Genomic DNA, 18,892 nt, shown 5'->3' on the forward strand with positions numbered 1-18,892 from the left:
AGTTCGGTTTTTCGCATTCGTTTGCTCCAGATGCGCCATACCGACGTAACGAGTTCAGTTTTTCGCACTCGTTTACTCCAGATGCGCCATACCGACGCAACGAGGTCACTTTTTCGCATTCGTTTGCTCCAGATGCGCCATACCGCTGTAACGAGTTCGGTTTTTCGCATTCGTTTGCTCCAGATGCGCCATACCGACGTAACGAGTTCGGTTTTTCGCACTCGTTTACTCTAGATGCGCCATACCGCTGTAACGAGTTCGGTTTTTCGCATTCGTTTGCTCCAGATGCGCCGTATCGACGTAACGAGTTCGGTTTTTCGCATTCGTTTGCTCCAGATGCGCCATACCACTGTAACGAGTTCGGTTTTTCGCATTCGTTTACTCCAGATGCGCGATACCGACGTAACGAGTTCGGTTTTTCGCGTTCGTCTGGCGCGGGGGCGGGCTGCCGCCGCAACGAGTTCGGTTTTTCGCATTCGTTTGCTCCAGATGCGCCATACCGACGTAACGAGTTCGGTTTTTCGCATTCGTTTACTCCAGATGCGCCATACCGACGCAACGAGTTCGGTTTTTCGCATTCGTTTGGCGCGGGGGCGGGCTGCCGACGTAACGAGTTCAGTTTTTCGCACTCGTTTACTCCAGATGCGCCATACCGACGCAACGAGGTCACTTTTTCGCCCTCGTTCGGCCTGAACGCGGCCCGGACGCGGCCCTCCGCGCCCTGTTTACCCCCGCCACGCTGAAAAAGGCCGCCGGCAGCAGCTCTGTCCCGGCGACCTTTACCACGAAGTCTATCGTTACTTCTACCGCGCACATCCCCAGCGTCCGGCGGGGGTGGAACGGATGACCTACCGCAAGCTTTGCAGCACTCGCTCAAGGGTTTGCAGCTGCGTAGCTGTAGCGTTGGCATCCTCCAGCTGAATGGTCACGGTGTGCACAATGCCATCCCGCTCAAACACCAGATAGCGCTCGGTGTGCCCGAATGTTTTACCCGGGAAGTGCAGCTCGAACGATACGGCCGGCACGCCGGCAAGCGTAATATTGCGGACGCCGAGGCCTTTGGCCTCCGACTCGCCGAAGCTGGATGACGTTTTTTCGTTATAGTAGGCCTGGAGATGTTTGAGGACCGTGCTCCGGGCTGTATTTTTTACAGAATCGATCTCGAACGTGCCGCCCGGCAGCTCATATTCCACATTCCCCGATTCAAACCAGTCCCTGGACGAGCTCCAATTCTCTGGCAGGCTCACGGTGTAAGCATAGGCCTTGGAGGATCGCTTGACCATCGCGCTGGAATTCTGCAGATACGCAGGCGTTCCCAGATTACCAAACTCACCGGGCACGACATCATAGTCGATAGCGATCGACGCCAGCACAGCCTCCCACATATCTGCCGCGAGAGTGCTTTCATCATCTTCCCGGTACGTCAGCTCATAGCGGTACCCCTCATGCTGTATCAAAAAGCTATACTCGGTATACCACCGCCCCCGATCCACATAGCGCACCTTCACCATCTGGCCTTCTTGACCGGAAATGCTGATCGGAACGGCCTTCTCCAGCTCGTAGGCATCCGGTACAAAGGTGTCGACATAATAGCTCTCCAGCTGCTGCACCCACTGCTTCAGATCTCCCTGCTGTCCCTCGGGAGCAGAATGGACATCCATGAGGAAGCCGCCTTCTCCCTCTTTGCCATAGTAATACTCATCGTAATACATCCAGTCTGCCGGAATCCCCACGGTAATCCCGTAATCCGGCTCGTTCAGCATGCGCAGCCCCTCTTCGACAGAGGATAAATCCTTCACCTTGGCCTTGGCGCTCCCTTCCGGAAATACCGGCTGAAAAGAATTCAGCAGCCCGCCAAAAGCACTCATATCTCTATAATGCACCGCGTCACGATCGGCAAAATAAAGCTCATACACCCGGCCGTTCTCATAGTACATACGGGTTTCCCAAATGAATTCATCACTGTCCCGCGAAAAAATTCTCGCGTACGGGTAGCTCCCCCGGCTCACGATTTCCCGGTGCAACACCAGATCTCCGGCATCCTCCGCGTTGCGAAGAAGCTGAGCCAGCAGGGCCTTGGGCTCCTGCTCCTCTGGCGCATCGCTGACATACAGCTCCATATAATAACGGCCGGTGGCGTCCACAAATTCTACGGAGCTCTCATCCCCGGCATAGCTGTTGACCATCATGCCCGACGGATAATCGATGCTCCAGCCGTAATAGCTGTTACCGATCCGGGTCGGCTGATTGACGGATTCTCCGCTAAGACCACCCTCTTCCTCCGAAGGCTGCTTATCCTGCACCTTCATGGTGATGCTCACCCTACCCTTGGAGTCTACGTCGACCTTGGCTCCCAGGCCTTGCGCCACCGCGCGAAGCGGAACCATCAAGGTATCTGAGATCATTTGCGGCTCAACCGGCAAGACGATCTTCCGTCCGTCGATCCAGGCTGTACTGCTGCCGATGGTCATGACCAGCCGGTGCGGTCCCTGCAGCAGCGTCACGCGCGTCGTGCCCTCCAGCGTTACCTGACTGCCGAACGCTTTTGAAAATACGCCAAGCGGCACCATGAGATGGCCCTGCTTGATGACCGGCTTCACAATGGGAGCGGTAGCCCCGTTAATGTCCGCGCTCGGGCTTCCCTGCTTCAGGGACAGCACGACGTTCTGATTCTCTGCGCCCCAGGCGGCAGAAGCTGCCAGCGTGCTGCCCAGCAGAGACGCCGCCAGCAGCAGACTCATAGCACGCTGACGATGTGATTTTGAAATGAAACGCTGAGAGCTTGTCATACCTCCACCTCTTCTTCCCACTCGGCATCCTCCACAGGCACGCTGATGCCACTGCTTAACACAAGCGGTACGCTGACAATATCACCGTCTCTTTGCATCAGCAGCTTCACCTTCGTACCAGGCGCATACAGCTTGAGCATCTCGTTAATATCAACAATGGAGTATACTCTCTTGCCGTTAATAGCGTACAGCACATCCCCTTTGGAGATCCCCGCCTGAATGGCTTCGAGAGACGTTACGTCGGTCACCTGTAGCGGATCCTCGCTCGGGAAGCCGACAATTGCCGAAAAGCTTTCCTCCAGCGAAAGTCCCAGCCCTGCCCGCTTCACCTCACCATATTGAATCAGCTGCTTGACGACATAGCCCACGGTCTCGGAAGGGATGGAGAAGCCCATGTTTTCCACGCCGATCGCCGAAAATTTCATACTGTTAATGCCAATCACTTCGCCCTTCATATTCACGAGCGGCCCGCCGCTGTTGCCCGGATTAATCGCCGTATCCGTCTGGATCAGGCGATAGGAGCTGTCGATGCTGCGGTTCAAACCGCTGACCACCCCAACCGTGGCCGAGTTGCGCAAGGAGAAGGAGATCGGAGTACCGATCGCAGCCACCTTTTCGCCAACCTGAGCGTTCTGGCTTGTTACGGCAAACACAGCCGGCTTCAGTCCTTTGGCATTGATTTTGACGACAGCAATATCGCTAACATCGTCACTGAACACGCTGCGGGCCTGATAGGTCTTGCCGTCCGAGGTGACGACCTGAATTGTGCTTAGCCGGTCCACTACATGCGCATTCGTCACAATCCAGCCATCCTTGCTCAAAATAACTCCACTTCCATGAGACAGATTATATCGATCCTCGGTATACATGCCGCCCGTCAGCTTGCCTGCAATGCCCACCACCGACGGTGACATCCCCTGAATAACCTGCGGCACAGAATCCTGCGGATATGTATAAGCGCTGTTGTTCTTGGTAGCCGCTGCAGCCATGCCCGGATGGAGCACTGAACTAAGCAGCATGATGCCGGCAGCAACAAGGGCTGCCGTGGTCTTTTTCCATAAGTGCATTTATTGAATTCATCCTCTCTGCGCCCAATCCAGCCGCTTCCTCAATTTACCATGAATCTTTGAATTCTACTACCTGCGAAATTCATACCAGACCATCTATATTTCCTTTGGCCAGACACAACAAAAAAACGCCCGCTCCGCACGCTGCGAAAGGACGCTTTCTTATGTAGCCTTATTTGCTTAGTTGCCGCCGTTAATCCAGTTCAGCACCATAGCATAGTCCGAATACAGGAACACGCCCAGGCTGACGAGTCCGAATGCGATGGCAAATTTATTCTTCTGGCGGGCCATCAACAAGCGAACCACGCCGATCGCAATTACAATCGTAAACAGGATCATAAAAACATCAAAATGCTTAAAAACGGCCGTGCTGTCCGCAGCTGTAGCAATGAACATGAAACGTACCCCCTTGAATTCTCGGACATGATTACATATCTTCTTCTATGTTATCCGCGCCCGGGTTCTGATGCAAGCCCTCTCATTGAAAAAATAACGAAATTCTCGTGAATTTTGTGATTTTTCGCCCTGGGGGCTTCCATATTTTCGTTTACGGTTACAGGAATCTATGGTAATATCAACACAATATCATACTATTCTAATCGGAATTATAGCGTGTAATCATCAATTCTAACCATTGCAGGAGGCGTTAATTCATATGGCGTATGAACAAATCTGGATGGCCGATCCCGACAAGCTGAACAAATTCGAATTTGTAAAAATGGAGAAAGACGGACTTGATGTCATTCGTACCATTATAGAAGAGTATTCTGTACAAGGCTTTGATTCCATCACTGCAGATGATATGGACCGCTTCAAATGGGCGGGTGTGTATCAGCAGAAGCCGAAGGACGGACACTTCATGATGCGTGTGCGCATCAACACCGGCATCATGACGACGGCCCAGGCCCGTGCGCTGGCCGAAATCGCCAGATTGTATGGACGTGACCTGGTAGACGTGACGACGCGTCAGGCTATTCAGTTCCACTGGCTGACCGTGGAGAGCCTGCCGGATATTTTCAAGCGCCTGGAGGATGTAGGCCTGTACTCCTTCGAGGCTTGCGGAGACTGCCCGCGTACGATTGTCGGCAACCCGCTGGCGGGCATTGATCCGCATGAGCTTATGGATACGACAGACCTGGTGGAGGAGATCAATGACTTTTTCCTGATGAACCGGGATTTCTCCAACCTGCCGCGGAAATACAAAATTTCCATCTCTGCGAACCCGTATAACAATGCCAATGCTGAGATTAACGACCTGGCTTTGACGCCGGCCGTCAAGGTGATTGACGGTCAGGAAGTGATCGGCTTCCATGTCATGGTGGGCGGCGGCCTGTCGGCGAAGCCGCATCTGGCGCAGCCTCTGGATATTTTTGTCCGCCCTGAGGATGCCCTGCGTGTCGCTGTCGGCGTAACCACCATCTTCCGGGACTACGGCTACCGTCAGAAGCGTCATCATGCACGCCTGAAGTTCCTGGTCGCGGACTGGGGACCGGAGAAGTTCAAGGAGAAGCTGGTCGAGCTGGTCGGCGACTTGCCTTCGCGCGGCGAGGACAAGACACTGGGCTGGGAGGCTGCTTATTTCGATGGCGTTCATCCGCAGCGCGGCCAAGGACTGAATTATGTCGGACTGAACGTTCCGGTCGGACGTCTGGATGCCGATGAGCTGATTCAGCTTGCCGATGCGGCGGACATCTACGGCGATGGCAAGATTCGCACAACGATGTCCCAGAACATCATTCTCAGCGGCGTGCCGGACGAGAAGGTAGAAGAACTGCTGGACGCCCCGGTGCTGCAGCGCCTGACACCGAACCCGCGTCACTTCATGAGCCGCACAGTGTCCTGCACAGGCAATGAGTTCTGTAACCTCGCGATTGTCGAGACGAAGAATCGTGCCAAGCTGGTCGCCGAGTACCTCGATGAAAATGTAGCCCTGAATGAGAAGGTCCGCATCCACTTTATCGGCTGCCCGAATTCCTGCGGTCAGAAGCATATTGCAGACATCGGCCTGCAGGGCTCTCTGATCAAGACGCCGGACGGCATGGTCGATGCGTTCGACATCGCCGTTGGCGGATCCCTGGGACCAGGCGCTCAGCTGAACAAGGCACTGAAAGGCCGCGTAAAAGGAGATCACGTCGGTCCGGTGCTGGCACAACTGCTGCTGTTCTATAAGGAGAATCGATTGTCTCCAGAGGAAAGCTTTTTTGAATATACTCAGCGCGTCGGCATTCCGGCCTTCCAGGAGAAACTGACCGAGATTTTGGCCTCCGAGACGGCAGCCTCTTAAGCCAGATCCATGATGAATAGCCCTGCAGGCTCCCGGCCGGGAGCCTGCAGGGCTATTTGTGTTGTCAGGCGCGCTGTCCTGCGGCGCCTAGCCGGGGCTTGGCGGCCGCAAGTGCAATCGGCGCTGTGTATAGGCCGCAGGCGTCACGCCTTGCGGCTCATGCCAGAGCGCTTGAGCCAGGGGCGCGCTGGAACCGGCTGCTACTTCACGACCGGCTCCTCTGCCTCCGCTTTCGCGGCGGCTTCCTGTGCCTTGCGGTTCATGGCCTCCGTGCGCTCTGTGTCCCGCTCCAGGATCGGCTTCAGATATTTGCCGGTATAAGACTCCGGCACCTTCACCAGCTGCTCCGGAGTGCCGACAGCAAGGACGGTACCCCCGCCGCTGCCGCCTTCAGGCCCCAAATCAATCAAATAATCCGCCGTCTTAATGACGTCCAGATTGTGCTCGATGACGAGCACAGACTCACCGGAGTCAACCAGTCGGTGCAGCACAATGAGCAGGCGGTCAATGTCATCAACATGCAGCCCTGTCGTCGGCTCATCCAGAATGTACATCGTCTTGCCCGTACTGCGCCGGTACAGCTCGGATGCCAGCTTCACGCGCTGGGCCTCGCCGCCCGACAGCGTGGTGGCTGGCTGTCCCAGCTTGATATATCCGAGACCCACATCCATCAGCGTCTGCATCTTGCGGTGCACCTTCGGAATGTTCTGGAAGAACTCGGTGGCATCCTCCACGGTCATTTCCAGTACGTCGGAAATGTTCTTGCCTTTATACTTGACCTCCAGCGTCTCACGGTTATAGCGCTTGCCCTTGCACACCTCGCACGGCACATAAATATCCGGCAGAAAGTGCATTTCAATCTTAATAATTCCGTCACCCCGGCAGGCTTCACAGCGTCCGCCTTTGACGTTGAAGCTGAAGCGGCCTTTCTTATATCCGCGCAGCTTCGCTTCATTCGTCAGGGCAAAAATATCCCGGATATCATCAAACACTCCCGTATACGTTGCCGGGTTGGAGCGCGGCGTCCGGCCAATGGGCGACTGGTCGATGTCGATTACCTTCTCGATATGCTCCAGACCCTTCATTTCCCGGTATTGCCCTGGACGAACCCGGGCTTTGTTCAAGTCGCGGGCGAGCGTTTTGTACAGGATCTCATTCACCAGCGTCGATTTCCCGGAGCCGGACACACCCGTGACCGCCGTGAACACGCCGATTGGAATTTTGACGTTAATGTTCTTGAGGTTGTTCTCCTTCGCACCCTTGATCTCCAGCCAGCGCTGATCCGGTTTGCGGCGTTTGCTATGAACCGGAATGAACTTGCGGCCGCTCAGGTACTGCCCGGTCAGTGAGTTCTCATCCTCCATAACCTCTTTCGGTGTTCCTTGAGAAATCACGTTTCCGCCGTGAATGCCGGCGCCAGGACCGATATCAATAATATAGTCCGCCGCCAGCATGGTGTCCTCATCATGCTCCACCACGATCAGCGTGTTGCCGAGGTCACGCATATGCTCAAGCGTTGAGATCAGGCGGTCGTTATCCCGCTGATGCAGCCCGATGCTGGGCTCATCCAGAATGTAGAGCACGCCCATCAGGCTCGAGCCAATCTGGGTAGCCAGGCGGATCCGCTGCGCTTCACCGCCGGATAGTGTCCCTGCAGAGCGGCTGAGCGTGAGATAATCCAGCCCGACGTTTACAAGAAAGCCGAGACGGCTGTTAATCTCCTTCAGGATCAGGTTTGCGATCTGCTGCTCCTTCTCTGACAGCTCCAGGCCGTCAAAGAAGCGCGAGGCATCCCCAACGGACAGGCTCGTCACATACGCCATGTTCTGGTCGTTAATCGTGACGGCCAGGCTCTCTTTTTTTAGGCGATGGCCCTTACACACATCACATGGCTTCGAGCTCATATAGCCTTCAATGTATTCGCGAATCCCTTCGGAGTTCGTATCACGGTAACGGCGCTCCAGATTCGGAATAATCCCTTCAAAGGTGACATGCGCTTCCTTCCGCTGCCCGAAATCATTCTCATATTTAAAATGCACCTTCTGACTGCCTGTGCCGTACAGCAAAATCTTCATCTGCTCCGGGCTGAGCGAGCTTACGGGCACATCCATCGGAATTTTAAAATGGCGGCAGACCGAGCTCAAAAATTGCGGATAATACGTTGAGGTACCGCCAGACCAGGCCTGGAACGCTCCATCCTCAATGCTCTTGCTCTGATCCGGCACCAGCAGCTCCGGATCGACAATCATCTCTACCCCCAGGCCGTCACATTCCGGACAGGCACCAAATGGCGTGTTGAAGGAGAACATCCGCGGGGACAGCTCCTCCATACTGAAGCCGCACACCGGGCAGGCGAAGTTGGAGCTGAAGCGCAGCTCCTCCTGACCGATAATATCGACCAGCAACTGGCCGCCGGACAGCTTCAGCGCCGTCTCAATGGAATCGGCCAGCCGGGCCTCAACGTCCGGCTTTACGACGATCCGGTCGATCACAACGTCAATCGTATGCTTTTTGTTCTTCTCCAGCTCAATACTTTCGGACAGGTCACGAAGCTCGCCATTGACCCGTACGCGGACAAAGCCCTGCCGGGAAATATCTGCAAACAGGCTCTTGTGCTCACCCTTGCGGCCGGCAATAACCGGAGCCAAAATCTGCAGCCGGGTCTTCTCCGGATATTGCATAATCCGGTCCACCATCTGCTCGACCGTCTGTGAAGTAATCTCAATGCCGTGATCCGGGCAATGCGGATGGCCCACGCGGGCAAAAAGCAGCCGCAAATAGTCGTAAATCTCCGTTACGGTTCCGACCGTAGAGCGCGGGTTCCGGCTGGTCGTCTTCTGGTCGATCGAGATGGCCGGGGATAAGCCCTCGATGGAATCCACATCCGGCTTCTCCATCTGCCCCAGAAACTGGCGGGCATACGCCGACAGGGATTCTACATATCGGCGCTGGCCTTCCGCGTAAATCGTGTCAAAGGCCAGCGAGGATTTACCGGAGCCGCTAAGGCCGGTCAGCACGACGAATTTATCCCGCGGTATGGTCACATCAATATTTTTCAGGTTGTGGGCGCGTGCGCCCTTGATTACTATATTATCGCTCGCCAAACCTTTCATCTCCTCACTGTTACTCCGCCTTCAGCTCAAGCAGCGCATCGCGCAGCTCCGCCGCCCGTTCGAACTGCAAGTTCTTGGCCGCTTCCTTCATCTCGACCTCCAGACGCTCGATGACCGACTGACGGTCCTTCTTCGACATCTTGGCCGCCGGGCCGGTCAAATAATCCGCCTTGCTCTCCGCCGCCTTGGTGGCCTCGATGACATCGCGCACCTTTTTGCGGATCGTCTGCGGCGTAATGCCGTGTCTCTCATTGTACTCTTCCTGTACAGCGCGCCGCCGCTCGGTTTCCTTGATGGCTCGGTCCATGGAATCCGTTATTTTATCCCCGTACATAATGACGCGTCCCTCCGAGTTCCGCGCCGCCCGTCCAATCGTCTGGATCAGGGATCGGTCCGAGCGCAGGAAGCCCTCTTTATCGGCATCCAGAATCGCAACGAGGGACACCTCCGGCAGGTCCAGCCCCTCCCTTAACAGGTTAATACCCACGAGCACGTGGAATGTACCGAGCCGCAGATCGCGCAAAATCTGCATCCGCTCAAACGTCTTGATCTCCGAGTGCATGTAGCGGACCTTAATACCGATCTCCTTCAGGTAGTCGGTGAGGTCTTCGGCCATTTTCTTGGTCAGTGTTGTAATCAAGACCCGCTCGTCCTTAGCCGTGCGATCATGAATTTCGCCGATGATGTCATCAATCTGCCCTTCCGTCGGGCGGACCTCAATGAGCGGATCCAGCAAGCCGGTCGGCCGGATGATCTGCTCCACCATCGTATCGCAATGCTCCAGCTCGTAAGGCCCCGGCGTGGCGGACACATAAATAATCTGGCTCACCTTCTCCTCAAATTCCTCGAACTTGAGCGGGCGGTTGTCCAGTGCTGACGGGAGGCGGAAGCCGTGGTCAACGAGGACGGTTTTGCGGGCCTTATCCCCGTTGTACATCGCCCGAATCTGCGGCAGCGTCACATGGGATTCATCAATGACGATGAGCATATCATCCGGAAAATAATCCATCAGCGTGTACGGCGTCGCTCCCGGCTCCCGGAAGGTCAGCGGACCGGAATAGTTCTCGATCCCGGAGCAGAAGCCGACCTCCTTCATCATCTCGATGTCATAGTTCGTGCGCTGCTCCAGACGCTGGGCCTCGAGCAGCTTGCCCTCACTCTTCAGCACCTCCAGGCGCTCCTGCAGCTCCCGCTCAATATTCACGAGCGCGGCGCGCATCGTCTCCTCCCGGGTAACGAAGTGAGACGCTGGAAAAATAGCTACGTGATCCCGCTCGCCCACCAGCTCACCGGTGAGAACATCAATTTCAGTAATGCGCTCAATCTCATCGCCGAACAGCTCCACACGGACTGCATGCTCACCCTTTGATGCCGGAAAAATCTCGATGACATCTCCGCGCACCCGAAACGTGCCCCGGACAAAGTTAATATCATTGCGCTGGTACTGGATGTCCACCAGACGGGACAGGATCTGGTTGCGCGGCTTCTCCATGCCTACTCGCAGCGAGAGCAGCATCTCGCCATACTCCATCGGAGACCCCAGGCCGTAAATGCAGGACACGCTCGCTACGATAATGACATCCCGGCGTTCGAACAGGGAGCTTGTGGCGGAGTGGCGGAGCTTGTCAATCTCCTCGTTCACGCTGGAATCCTTCTCAATATAAGTATCCGAGGACGGAATGTACGCCTCCGGCTGATAGTAATCGTAATAGCTGACGAAATAATCGACCGAGTTATTGGGGAAAAATTCCTTGAACTCACTCGCCAGCTGTGCCGCCAGCGTCTTGTTATGCGCGATCACGAGCGTCGGCCGATTCAGCTTCGCAATCGTCTGGGCAATCGTAAACGTCTTGCCGGTTCCCGTCGCACCGAGCAGCGTCTGATGACGCTTGCCCTCTCGCACGCCCTGCACCAGCTGCTCAATCGCTCCCGGCTGGTCGCCCTGCGGATCAAACTCCGATTGGAGCTCAAAGGATTTCGTACTGACCACGAGATCACTCATGTGTTCAATCACACCCTTATCGTCTAAAATATTGTATATTAACGTTTCTATCGTAACTTCCCGATGTAAAAAGAAAGAGACCTGCATTTTTTGTTTAGACCTCTTCGTTTTGTGTTTAATAAGAATATTTGTTCCCCTGCAATTATACTCTTTTCGTTTTTTTGTTGCAAACCTTATATAATAGTTCTCTACATAAAAGGAGATGATTGCTCATCATGGATATTACCATTATTCTCGGGCTTTTGGCAGGGCTTGCTGCACTGATCGGCGGCTTCTTGTGGGAAGGCGGTCAGCTTGGCGGACTGCTCCAGGGCAACGCCGCCCTGATCGTCTTCGGCGGTACGGCCGCAGCCGTCGTGATCAGCTTTCCAGCCTCCCGGCTGCGGACAATTCCTGCCGCGCTCCGCTTCGCTTTCGGGCGGCGGAGCCGCTCGCCGCTGCAGCTTATTGAGGACGTGGTCGACATGGCCACGTTAGCCCGCCGCACCGGCGTGCTTGCACTGGAGGAGGCGGCCGCTGAGCATCCCGATCCTTTTTTGCGTGAAGGCATGGGGATGATTGTCGACGGGACGGACGGGGACGCGGTGCGCCAGATTCTGGAGCTGGAGATGGATGCCACCGAGCAGAAGCATGAAGGCTATGCCAAAATCTTCGAGGCCGCGGGGGGCTATGCGCCGACCATGGGGATCATCGGTACCGTAATGGGCCTCGTTCACGTTCTGGGCGGGCTTCAGGATCCGACCCAGCTCGGTCCGTCGATCGCGGTTGCTTTTACCGCCACCCTGTACGGGGTTGCCAGTGCCAATATTATCTTTCTTCCCATCGCTTCCAAGATTAAAGCACGCAGCGAGGAAGAAATTCAAAATATGGAGCTGCTGCTAGAGGGCATTCTCGCCGTTCAGCAGGGACAGCATCCACTTCTCGTCCGCAAAAAGCTGAACACCTACACGCTCGAAAGCAGCTTCTCCGCTGCCACGCCGACAACAAGGGGGACGGCCCATGAGACGGCCGATTAAATCCACCCGTCGGGAACGCCGCCGCCAGGGCGCCGGAGATCAAAGAGACCGCTGGATGATTACTTACGCCGATCTGATCACGCTGCTGCTCATTTTCTTTGTGGTCCTGTTCGCGATGAGCCGGCTGGATACCGAGAAATATGACCGTGTTACGCAGTCGCTGCAGGCCACCTTCCAGAGCGGAGATTCCCTGTTGGAACATGGCTCCGGCTTGATTCAGGGCGGCAGCGCGGGAGACAGCGGATCGCCTGATGGAGACGGGGCTGCGGGTGACAGCGTATGGCCTGATGAAGACGGCAATGATGGGGCTGTGCCTGACGCAGATGGCGAATCTGACACAGACCCAGGTACCTCTGGTCCCATGACTCAGCGGGAGCTTGCCTTCCGAGAGCAGGAGCAGGAGCTGGCAGACTTTATGGAAGTCATTAAACAATATGTGGCGCTAAACCAACTGGAAGGGGATATTTTTATCGCGGATGAGCCGCAGGGCATTGCCATTACACTGAGCGACCGCTTTCTGTTCGACCCGGGACAAGCCCAGCTCAAGGACGGGGCAGCACCGGTGCTTGGCAAGCTGGCGAGCCTTTTTCAAGACCTCAGCGCCGTAGTCAGCATAGAAGGACATACGGACAATGTGCCAGTCGGGCTCCAGTCTCCGTATGCAGATAACTGGGAGCTGTCCGGTGCCCGGGCGATGTCCGTGCTCCGCTTCTTCCTGGACCGTCAGGGCCTGAGCCCGGACAGTTTCCAGTATGCGGGCTACGCCGACACCCGGCCGGCCGGCGATAACAGCACGGCCGCCGGCCGGCAGAAGAACCGCCGCGTCGAAATCACCGTCCTCCGCCAGCTTCGGGCGGAGTAGGCGCGGCGACGGGCGGCACGCGATGGGCGGGTGGCGGGCGGCACGCCCGTCAACGACCGCGCCGCATCGAGTTCGGTTTTTCGCACTCATTTGCTCCAGATCCGCCATAGCGCCGCATCGAGTTCGGTTTTTCGCATTCGTTTGCTCCAGTTCCTCCATAGCGCCGCATCGAGTTCGGTTTTTCGCGTTCGTTTGCTCCAGATCCGCCACAGTGACTCATCGGGTTCGGTTTTTCGCATTCATTTACTCCAGATCCGCCATAGCGCCGCATCGAGTTCGATTTTTCGCATTCGTTTGCTCCAGTTCCATCACCGCGCCGCATCGAGTTCGGTTTTTCGCATTCATTTACTCCAGATCCGCCATAGCGCCGCATCGAGTTCACTTTTTCGCATTCGTTTGCTCCAGATCCGCCACAGTGACTCATCGAGTTCGCTTTTTCGCGTTCATTTGCTCCAGTTCCGCCACTGCGCCGCATCGAGATCGGTTTTTCGCATTCGTTTGCTCCAGATCCGCCATACCGCCGCATCGAGTTCGGTTTTTCGCATTCGTTTGCTCCAGATCCGCCATAGCGCCGCATTGAGATCGGTTTTTCGCATTCATTTACTCCAGATCCGCCCCACCGTCGCATCGAGTTCGCTTTTTCGCATTCGTTTGCTCCAGATCCGCCATACCGCCGCATTGAGTTCGCTTTTTCGCACTCATTTGCTCCAGATCCGCCACTGCGCCGCATCGAGTTCGGTTTTTCGCATTCGTTTGCTCCAGATCCGCCACCGCGCCGCATCGAGTTCGCTTTTTCGCATTCGTTTGCTCCAGATCCGCCATACCGCCGCATCGAGTTCGCTTTTTCGCACTCATTTGCTCCAGATCCGCCACAGTGATTCATCGAGTTCGGTTTTTCGCACTTATTTACTCCAGATCCACCATCGCGCCGCATTGAGTTCGCTTTTTCGCACTCATTTGCTCCAGATCCGCCACTGCGCCGCATCGAGTTCGGTTTTTCGCATTCGTTTGGCGCGGGGGCGGTATGCGTTCGCATCGAGTTCGCTTTTTCGCACTTATTTACTCCAGATCCACCAAAGTTCAGCCCCCCTTCAGTTCATCACCTCCCTGATCGGCGGCAGGCTGGAGGTCAGCCGGTAAACGCCCTTTACTGTCGTCACCAGACTGCCGGTGTGCAGCAAATCGGAGATTATGTAGGGAAAAATGATAAAAGTGCTGCAGCACGGAGGCCGCAGCACTTGAGAAGAAATCGTACTCAGATTGCTATTTTTTATCTCAAGAACGCATGAGTCACAAAAAATATAGGTCCTTGCCACCCTCGTTACATCTCCAGACTGTCCTTCTCCAGGCCAGCCGCGGCGGGTGAACCCTTCCCTGCTGGTGTTCGGGTCTCCGCGCCTTCCTCTTCAGCCGTCATCTTATTCTTCAAGCTCCACTTCATGCCCAGCAAACCAGCGATACTGAGCGGCTTCAGCCGTACTGCAAGCCCGGCATCCGGGTCCGGTGACAGAATGACGCCCAGCTGGTGATGCTCTCCGGCATAGATAGCCCGCTGCATGAACTTGCTCTCGCCCTCATAGTTCTGAACCTCCAGCTTGCAAAAGGCCGCATTCTGCCTCAGCGCCGCATGCAGCTGCTCCTTACTGCGAACAAGAGTCCCATTGACCTTAAGAATGGTCTCGCCCGCCAGAATTCCCAGCTCCTCCGCCGGGCTGCCCGGAAGAACCGCCAGCACCTTCAAGCCCTTCGGAGGATGCACGAACAGCGGACTGCGCTGCTGCTCCTCGTAGCGGCTGTACCAGGCGAGCCCTTCGTGCAGCAATGGCGCTGCTAACGCAGCCGCAAGCATAAGCGGCGGCCACCAATCCGCCAGCAGGCTCAGCATCAGCACGATCGAGCTGTAGATGACGAGCCGCTTTCCGCTGATCACTGCCTTCTGCTTCGGCAGCATGCTCTGCGTCATTTCTCCAAAGCCGATCAGCACCGGCAAGGCCGCGATGCCCGCACCGCTCATCCAGGCGTCTCCTCCAAAGAAGGGGGTCCATGGCAGCATCGGACCGCCGGCTGACGGAACGAGCAGAAACAGCGGCAAGGGCCAGAAGCTCTGCATCTGATAGCCCCCCACCAGCTTGCCTCGTTTGCCTTCCAGAAACAGCGGAGAGGCAAACCGTCCACCCTGCAGCATAACAAGTCCCGCTTCGGCCAGATGCAGCACAGCGGCCAGGGCCAGCAGGGATGGCACGTTCAGATTCAGCAGCGCGGTATGTACACTTCCTAGCCAGCCTTCCGGCTGCCAGCCGGGAAACCAGCCTAGTACCGACTGCACAATGCCCAGCAGCCCGGCGGCATAAGCGAAGCACAGAAACCGCACCCGGAACAGCATGAGCAGCAGACTCGCTGCCCATAGGCACAGCACCGCTGACATCGTGAGCGTAATGCCAAGAAAGGCCATCATGACTGAGACGCCAAGCCCCGCCACGAGTCCGCCCAGCATCGTCCGCAGCGTCTGGGACTGCCAGCCGTTCACCCGAACGTGAAACAGCATGCGTTCCAGCAGCACCTGTCTGCGGTACAAGATCCCGATCAGAATGACAGAAATATAATAAAAGGGTTGTGCCAGCATCATCAGACCAGCATCCAGCACCATCCAGACCCACTCCATCGCTATATCCAAAATCCGGTCACTCTCCTTTGTCATTTCTATACCTGCATCTCCAAGAAAAAAAGAAGGCTGAATTCAGCCTTCTTACTTGTTCGACGCCTGGCTTTTTATTTCCTTCACAACCTCGGCAATTCCGCGGTTCAGCTGCGTGTCATTGCCAGGATCCTGAATTTCCTCGATCAAGGCCGCTTCCAGCGCCTTTGCGGTTTGTTCATCTACAATTCCGCTGGCCTTTAGCTTGCTTGCACTCTGGAAGCTCTTGACGGCCTTCTCGGTCGCCCGGTCATAATAACCGTCCTTGCGGCCCGGTTCATATCCCACTGCCTCCAGCATAATCTGAACATTCGTTACATCTTCGCTGTTCATATCGAATTTCAGGGTCTGCTTCTTATCAAGAGGAGCTACTGCGAAATAATCCGGCTGGGATACCTGGAGATCCGGCTCAATGCCCTTCTCATGAATCCAGGAACCGTTCGGCGTCAGCCACTTGGCAATGGTTACCTTCAACAGACTGCCATCGTCAAACTGCTTGTCGAAGCTGGTCTGCACGGTTCCTTTTCCGAATGAATGCTCTCCAATCAAGACCGCTCCTGCAGACTGCTGCAAAGCCCCGGCCAGGATTTCGGATGCGCTGGCGCTGCCTTTGTTCATCAGCAGTGCTACCGGATACGGCTTCGAGCTTCCTTTGGAGAGATACTCTTCGCGCTTGCCAGCCTTGTTCTCGACCTGGACGATTAACTCGCCCTTCGGTACGAACTGTCCCGCAATGTCGATAACGACCGAGAGCACGCCCCCCGGATTGTTGCGCACATCAATGAGCAGGCCCTTCATGCCTTGACTCTCCAGCGACTTCAGCTCTTCCGCGAAACGCTCTCCCGTATTGAGGGAGAATTGGCTGATCTCAATGACGCCGACACCGTTAGCCTCCATACGCGAGGTTACCGTTTCCAGATCCACATCATCCCGGGTAATCTGGAACTCAATGCTGCTCTCGGAGCCGGGACGCTTCACCGTCAGCACCGCTTTGGAGCCTTTAGGACCCCGAATCTTGGCTACCGCTGCATTGAGGTCCAGTCCCTGGAGCGATTCGCCGTTCACCGACAGGATCACATCCTTGGCCCGAAGCCCCGCCTTCTCAGCCGGAGAGCCCTTGATTGGGGAGACCACCTCAACATAGCCGTCCACCGAGGTGACCTCTGCGCCAATGCCGCTAAAGGAGCCTTCAATGCTCTCCGAGAACTGCTCGGCCGTGACCTTCCCCATATAGTTGGAATAAGGGTCACCCAGCGCCTCCATCATGCCATTAATGGCACCGTCCAGAAGCTTGTCCCGGTCTACATCTTTATAATAGTTGCTTTCGATAATCTCTAATGCTGTGCCCAGCTTCTCGGCTTCATCCTGCTCCAGGCCATCGCTTTTCTTGCCGATACTGGCCAGCAGCCCGGTGCCGCCGCCGTCTGGCCCTGCCGCGTCCGGAAGCTGATTGAACACCATCGTCAGCACCATACCGCAGAGCATCGAGACTACGACCAACAATAACACCGATCTTTTTTTCATGTCTGTCTCACCGCCCTTGTACATTTGAGCATACCACTTTGCAGCGTCCCGGTCATCCTAATATATGTTTGACTACTCGGGAATATTTATACAATGGCTAATCTGTAACAACAATGTCAATGTTGCAGCTTAGAGATAAGGGGCTGGATTTACAGGCGAACCGTTCACTCTCACTTCAAAATGAAGATGCGGTCCTGTACTGCGGCCGGTTGAGCCGACCTCGGCAATCTTCTGACCCCGGCTTACCTGCTGGCCCTCAGACACCTTGATGCCGCCCTGGCGAATATGGGCGTAGAGCGTCCAGACACCGCCGCCATGATCGACAATAACACAGTTTCCGTACGTGCTCCACCACTCCGCCAGGATGACGGTCCCACTCTCTACCGCGCGGATGTCCGTGCCCTCTGCAGCGGCAAAATCCTGGCCTGTATGCATGGTGCCCCGCTCCCCGGTTACCGGATGGGTCCGGATACCGTAATCGGACGAAATGTACGCCCCGGATACCGGCATCGCGAACGGTCCACCGTTCCCGCTAGCCGCAGCCCGGCTGCTGCCCAGCGAGGTAGCCGCAGCTGATTTCTTCGCGGCTGCAGCCTTCGCAGCCGCCTGCTCCTTAGCCCGCGCCTCGGCGGCGGCGATCTCCCGTGCCCGTTTCTCAGCTGCAGCCTTGGCGGCTGCGGCACGGCGGGCCGCTTCCTCCGCCGCCAGCTTGTCGCGCTCCTGCTGAAGCTGAGAGCGCTTGGTGGCGAGCTGTACCAGCAGCATATCCTGCTCTTCCGAGATTTCTTCGGAAAGCTCGATTTCTTGGTCATACTTGGCAATCAGGACAAGCTTCTCTTTCTCTTTGACCGCCAGCTCACTCTTGCGGTCCTCCATCTGTGCATACAGATCCTTCGCCTTGGCGTACTGACCTTCCAATTCCTTCTTCTTGTCCAGCACATAGAGCTTGTCCTGCTTGTGCTGAACCAGGAGATCCTGATCCTGATCGACAATCGTCTTCAGGGAATCGGCACGATTCAGAAAATCGGTAAAGCTGGTCGAAGACAGCAGCACGTCCAGATAGGACACCTCGCCGTCCATATAAATCAGACGAATGCGCTGCTCCAGCAGCTTCTCGCGCGCCGCGATCCGGTCCTGGGCAGCCTGAAGCTCCTCCGCCGTGATCCGCAGGCTGGTTTCAGTCTCGTCAATTTGTACGGATATCTTCGTCAGCTGGCTGCTGACCTGCTCAATCTGGTCCATAACATATTGAAGATTCAGGGTGGTCTTGTCTTTATAATGCTGGGCTTCCTCCTTCTCGGCGGCTGCCTTGCTCTTCTGATTCCGGGCGTCCTGAACCTCCTTCTGGAGACTCTTCAGCTCGCGGTCTACATCGGCAGAGGTCTTACTTTCGGCTAATCCGGCAGAGGGCTGGAATACGACAGCAGCAAGCAGTAAAGCGGCTAATCCGGCAGCAATCTTTTTCAACGTGCACTCCCCATCCTTTTCGAAAATTGAGATTTGTATGAGTTCTGCGATTATTGGTGCGTCTACATGTTCA

Annotated in this window: 13 protein-coding genes; 3 read left to right on the forward strand and 10 right to left on the reverse strand. The window is 55.9% G+C overall.

The annotated features are described in order from the left end of the window. Window positions 1-230 precede the first annotated feature (230 nt). From JJQ72_RS12520 to JJQ72_RS12535, 4 genes are all read right to left on the reverse strand, one after another. Window positions 231-527, reverse strand: a complete 297-nt coding sequence (locus tag JJQ72_RS12520; protein ID WP_208203892.1) for a hypothetical protein — start codon at window positions 525-527, stop codon at window positions 231-233. A gap of 321 nt (window positions 528-848) precedes the next feature. Continuing rightward, on the reverse strand, window positions 849-2,789 hold the full coding sequence (locus JJQ72_RS12525) for a copper amine oxidase N-terminal domain-containing protein (RefSeq protein WP_208203893.1): 1,941 nt from the start codon (window positions 2,787-2,789) through the stop codon (window positions 849-851). Beyond that, window positions 2,786-3,808: a S1C family serine protease gene (locus tag JJQ72_RS12530; protein WP_481856842.1), complete on the reverse strand. Its 1,023-nt coding sequence runs from the start codon at window positions 3,806-3,808 to the stop codon at window positions 2,786-2,788. Before JJQ72_RS12530 ends, JJQ72_RS12525 begins: the two co-directional genes overlap by 4 nt. Before the next feature lie 228 nt (window positions 3,809-4,036). Next, on the reverse strand, window positions 4,037-4,252 hold the full coding sequence (locus JJQ72_RS12535; protein ID WP_138227213.1) for a hypothetical protein: 216 nt from the start codon (window positions 4,250-4,252) through the stop codon (window positions 4,037-4,039). 259 nt (window positions 4,253-4,511) lie between these two features. Here JJQ72_RS12535 and JJQ72_RS12540 point away from each other — a divergent pair, with 259 nt between their 5' ends. Continuing rightward, entirely contained in the window at window positions 4,512-6,140 is a 1,629-nt protein-coding gene (locus JJQ72_RS12540; protein WP_208203895.1) for a nitrite/sulfite reductase, read from the forward strand. A 200-nt stretch (window positions 6,141-6,340) separates the two neighbouring features. Here the strand turns inward: JJQ72_RS12540 and uvrA are convergent, their stop codons facing one another. Together uvrA and uvrB are read right to left on the reverse strand one after the other, a co-directional pair. Next, the gene (uvrA, locus tag JJQ72_RS12545; RefSeq protein ID WP_208203896.1) at window positions 6,341-9,244 is read right to left on the reverse strand and encodes an excinuclease ABC subunit UvrA; all 2,904 of its coding nucleotides are present in this window, start codon (window positions 9,242-9,244) and stop codon (window positions 6,341-6,343) included. Window positions 9,245-9,263: 19 nt separating this feature from the next. Beyond that, window positions 9,264-11,255, reverse strand: a complete 1,992-nt coding sequence (gene uvrB, locus JJQ72_RS12550; RefSeq protein ID WP_138227894.1) for an excinuclease ABC subunit UvrB — start codon at window positions 11,253-11,255, stop codon at window positions 9,264-9,266. 215 nt (window positions 11,256-11,470) lie between these two features. On the opposite strand from uvrB, the gene JJQ72_RS12555 reads away from it, so the two are divergent. Next, on the forward strand, window positions 11,471-12,271 hold the full coding sequence (locus JJQ72_RS12555) for a flagellar motor protein (RefSeq protein ID WP_208203897.1): 801 nt from the start codon (window positions 11,471-11,473) through the stop codon (window positions 12,269-12,271). Then, window positions 12,255-13,133, forward strand: a complete 879-nt coding sequence (locus JJQ72_RS12560; RefSeq protein ID WP_208203898.1) for an OmpA/MotB family protein — start codon at window positions 12,255-12,257, stop codon at window positions 13,131-13,133. The genes JJQ72_RS12555 and JJQ72_RS12560 overlap by 17 nt, the downstream gene beginning before the upstream one ends. A 49-nt stretch (window positions 13,134-13,182) precedes the next feature. On the opposite strand, the gene JJQ72_RS12565 is transcribed toward JJQ72_RS12560, so the two are convergent. From JJQ72_RS12565 to JJQ72_RS12580, 4 genes are all read right to left on the reverse strand, one after another. After that, window positions 13,183-14,169 carry a hypothetical protein gene (locus JJQ72_RS12565; RefSeq protein ID WP_208203899.1) on the reverse strand — a complete coding sequence of 329 codons (987 nt, stop codon included), beginning with the start codon at window positions 14,167-14,169 and terminating at the stop codon, window positions 13,183-13,185. Between the two features lie 285 nt (window positions 14,170-14,454). Beyond that, a complete protein-coding gene (locus tag JJQ72_RS12570; protein WP_243896065.1) occupies window positions 14,455-15,831 on the reverse strand; it encodes a PDZ domain-containing protein in 1,377 nt (458 codons plus the stop codon). Between the two features lie 48 nt (window positions 15,832-15,879). Beyond that, window positions 15,880-17,352 carry a S41 family peptidase gene (locus JJQ72_RS12575; protein WP_138227220.1) on the reverse strand — a complete coding sequence of 491 codons (1,473 nt, stop codon included), beginning with the start codon at window positions 17,350-17,352 and terminating at the stop codon, window positions 15,880-15,882. Window positions 17,353-17,481: 129 nt separating this feature from the next. Then, a complete protein-coding gene (locus JJQ72_RS12580) occupies window positions 17,482-18,819 on the reverse strand; it encodes a murein hydrolase activator EnvC family protein (RefSeq protein ID WP_138227221.1) in 1,338 nt (445 codons plus the stop codon). Window positions 18,820-18,892 lie beyond the last annotated feature (73 nt).

Source organism: Paenibacillus sp. F411 (assembly GCF_017582705.1).
Classification (GTDB): domain Bacteria; phylum Bacillota; class Bacilli; order Paenibacillales; family Paenibacillaceae; genus Paenibacillus_AQ; species Paenibacillus_AQ algicola.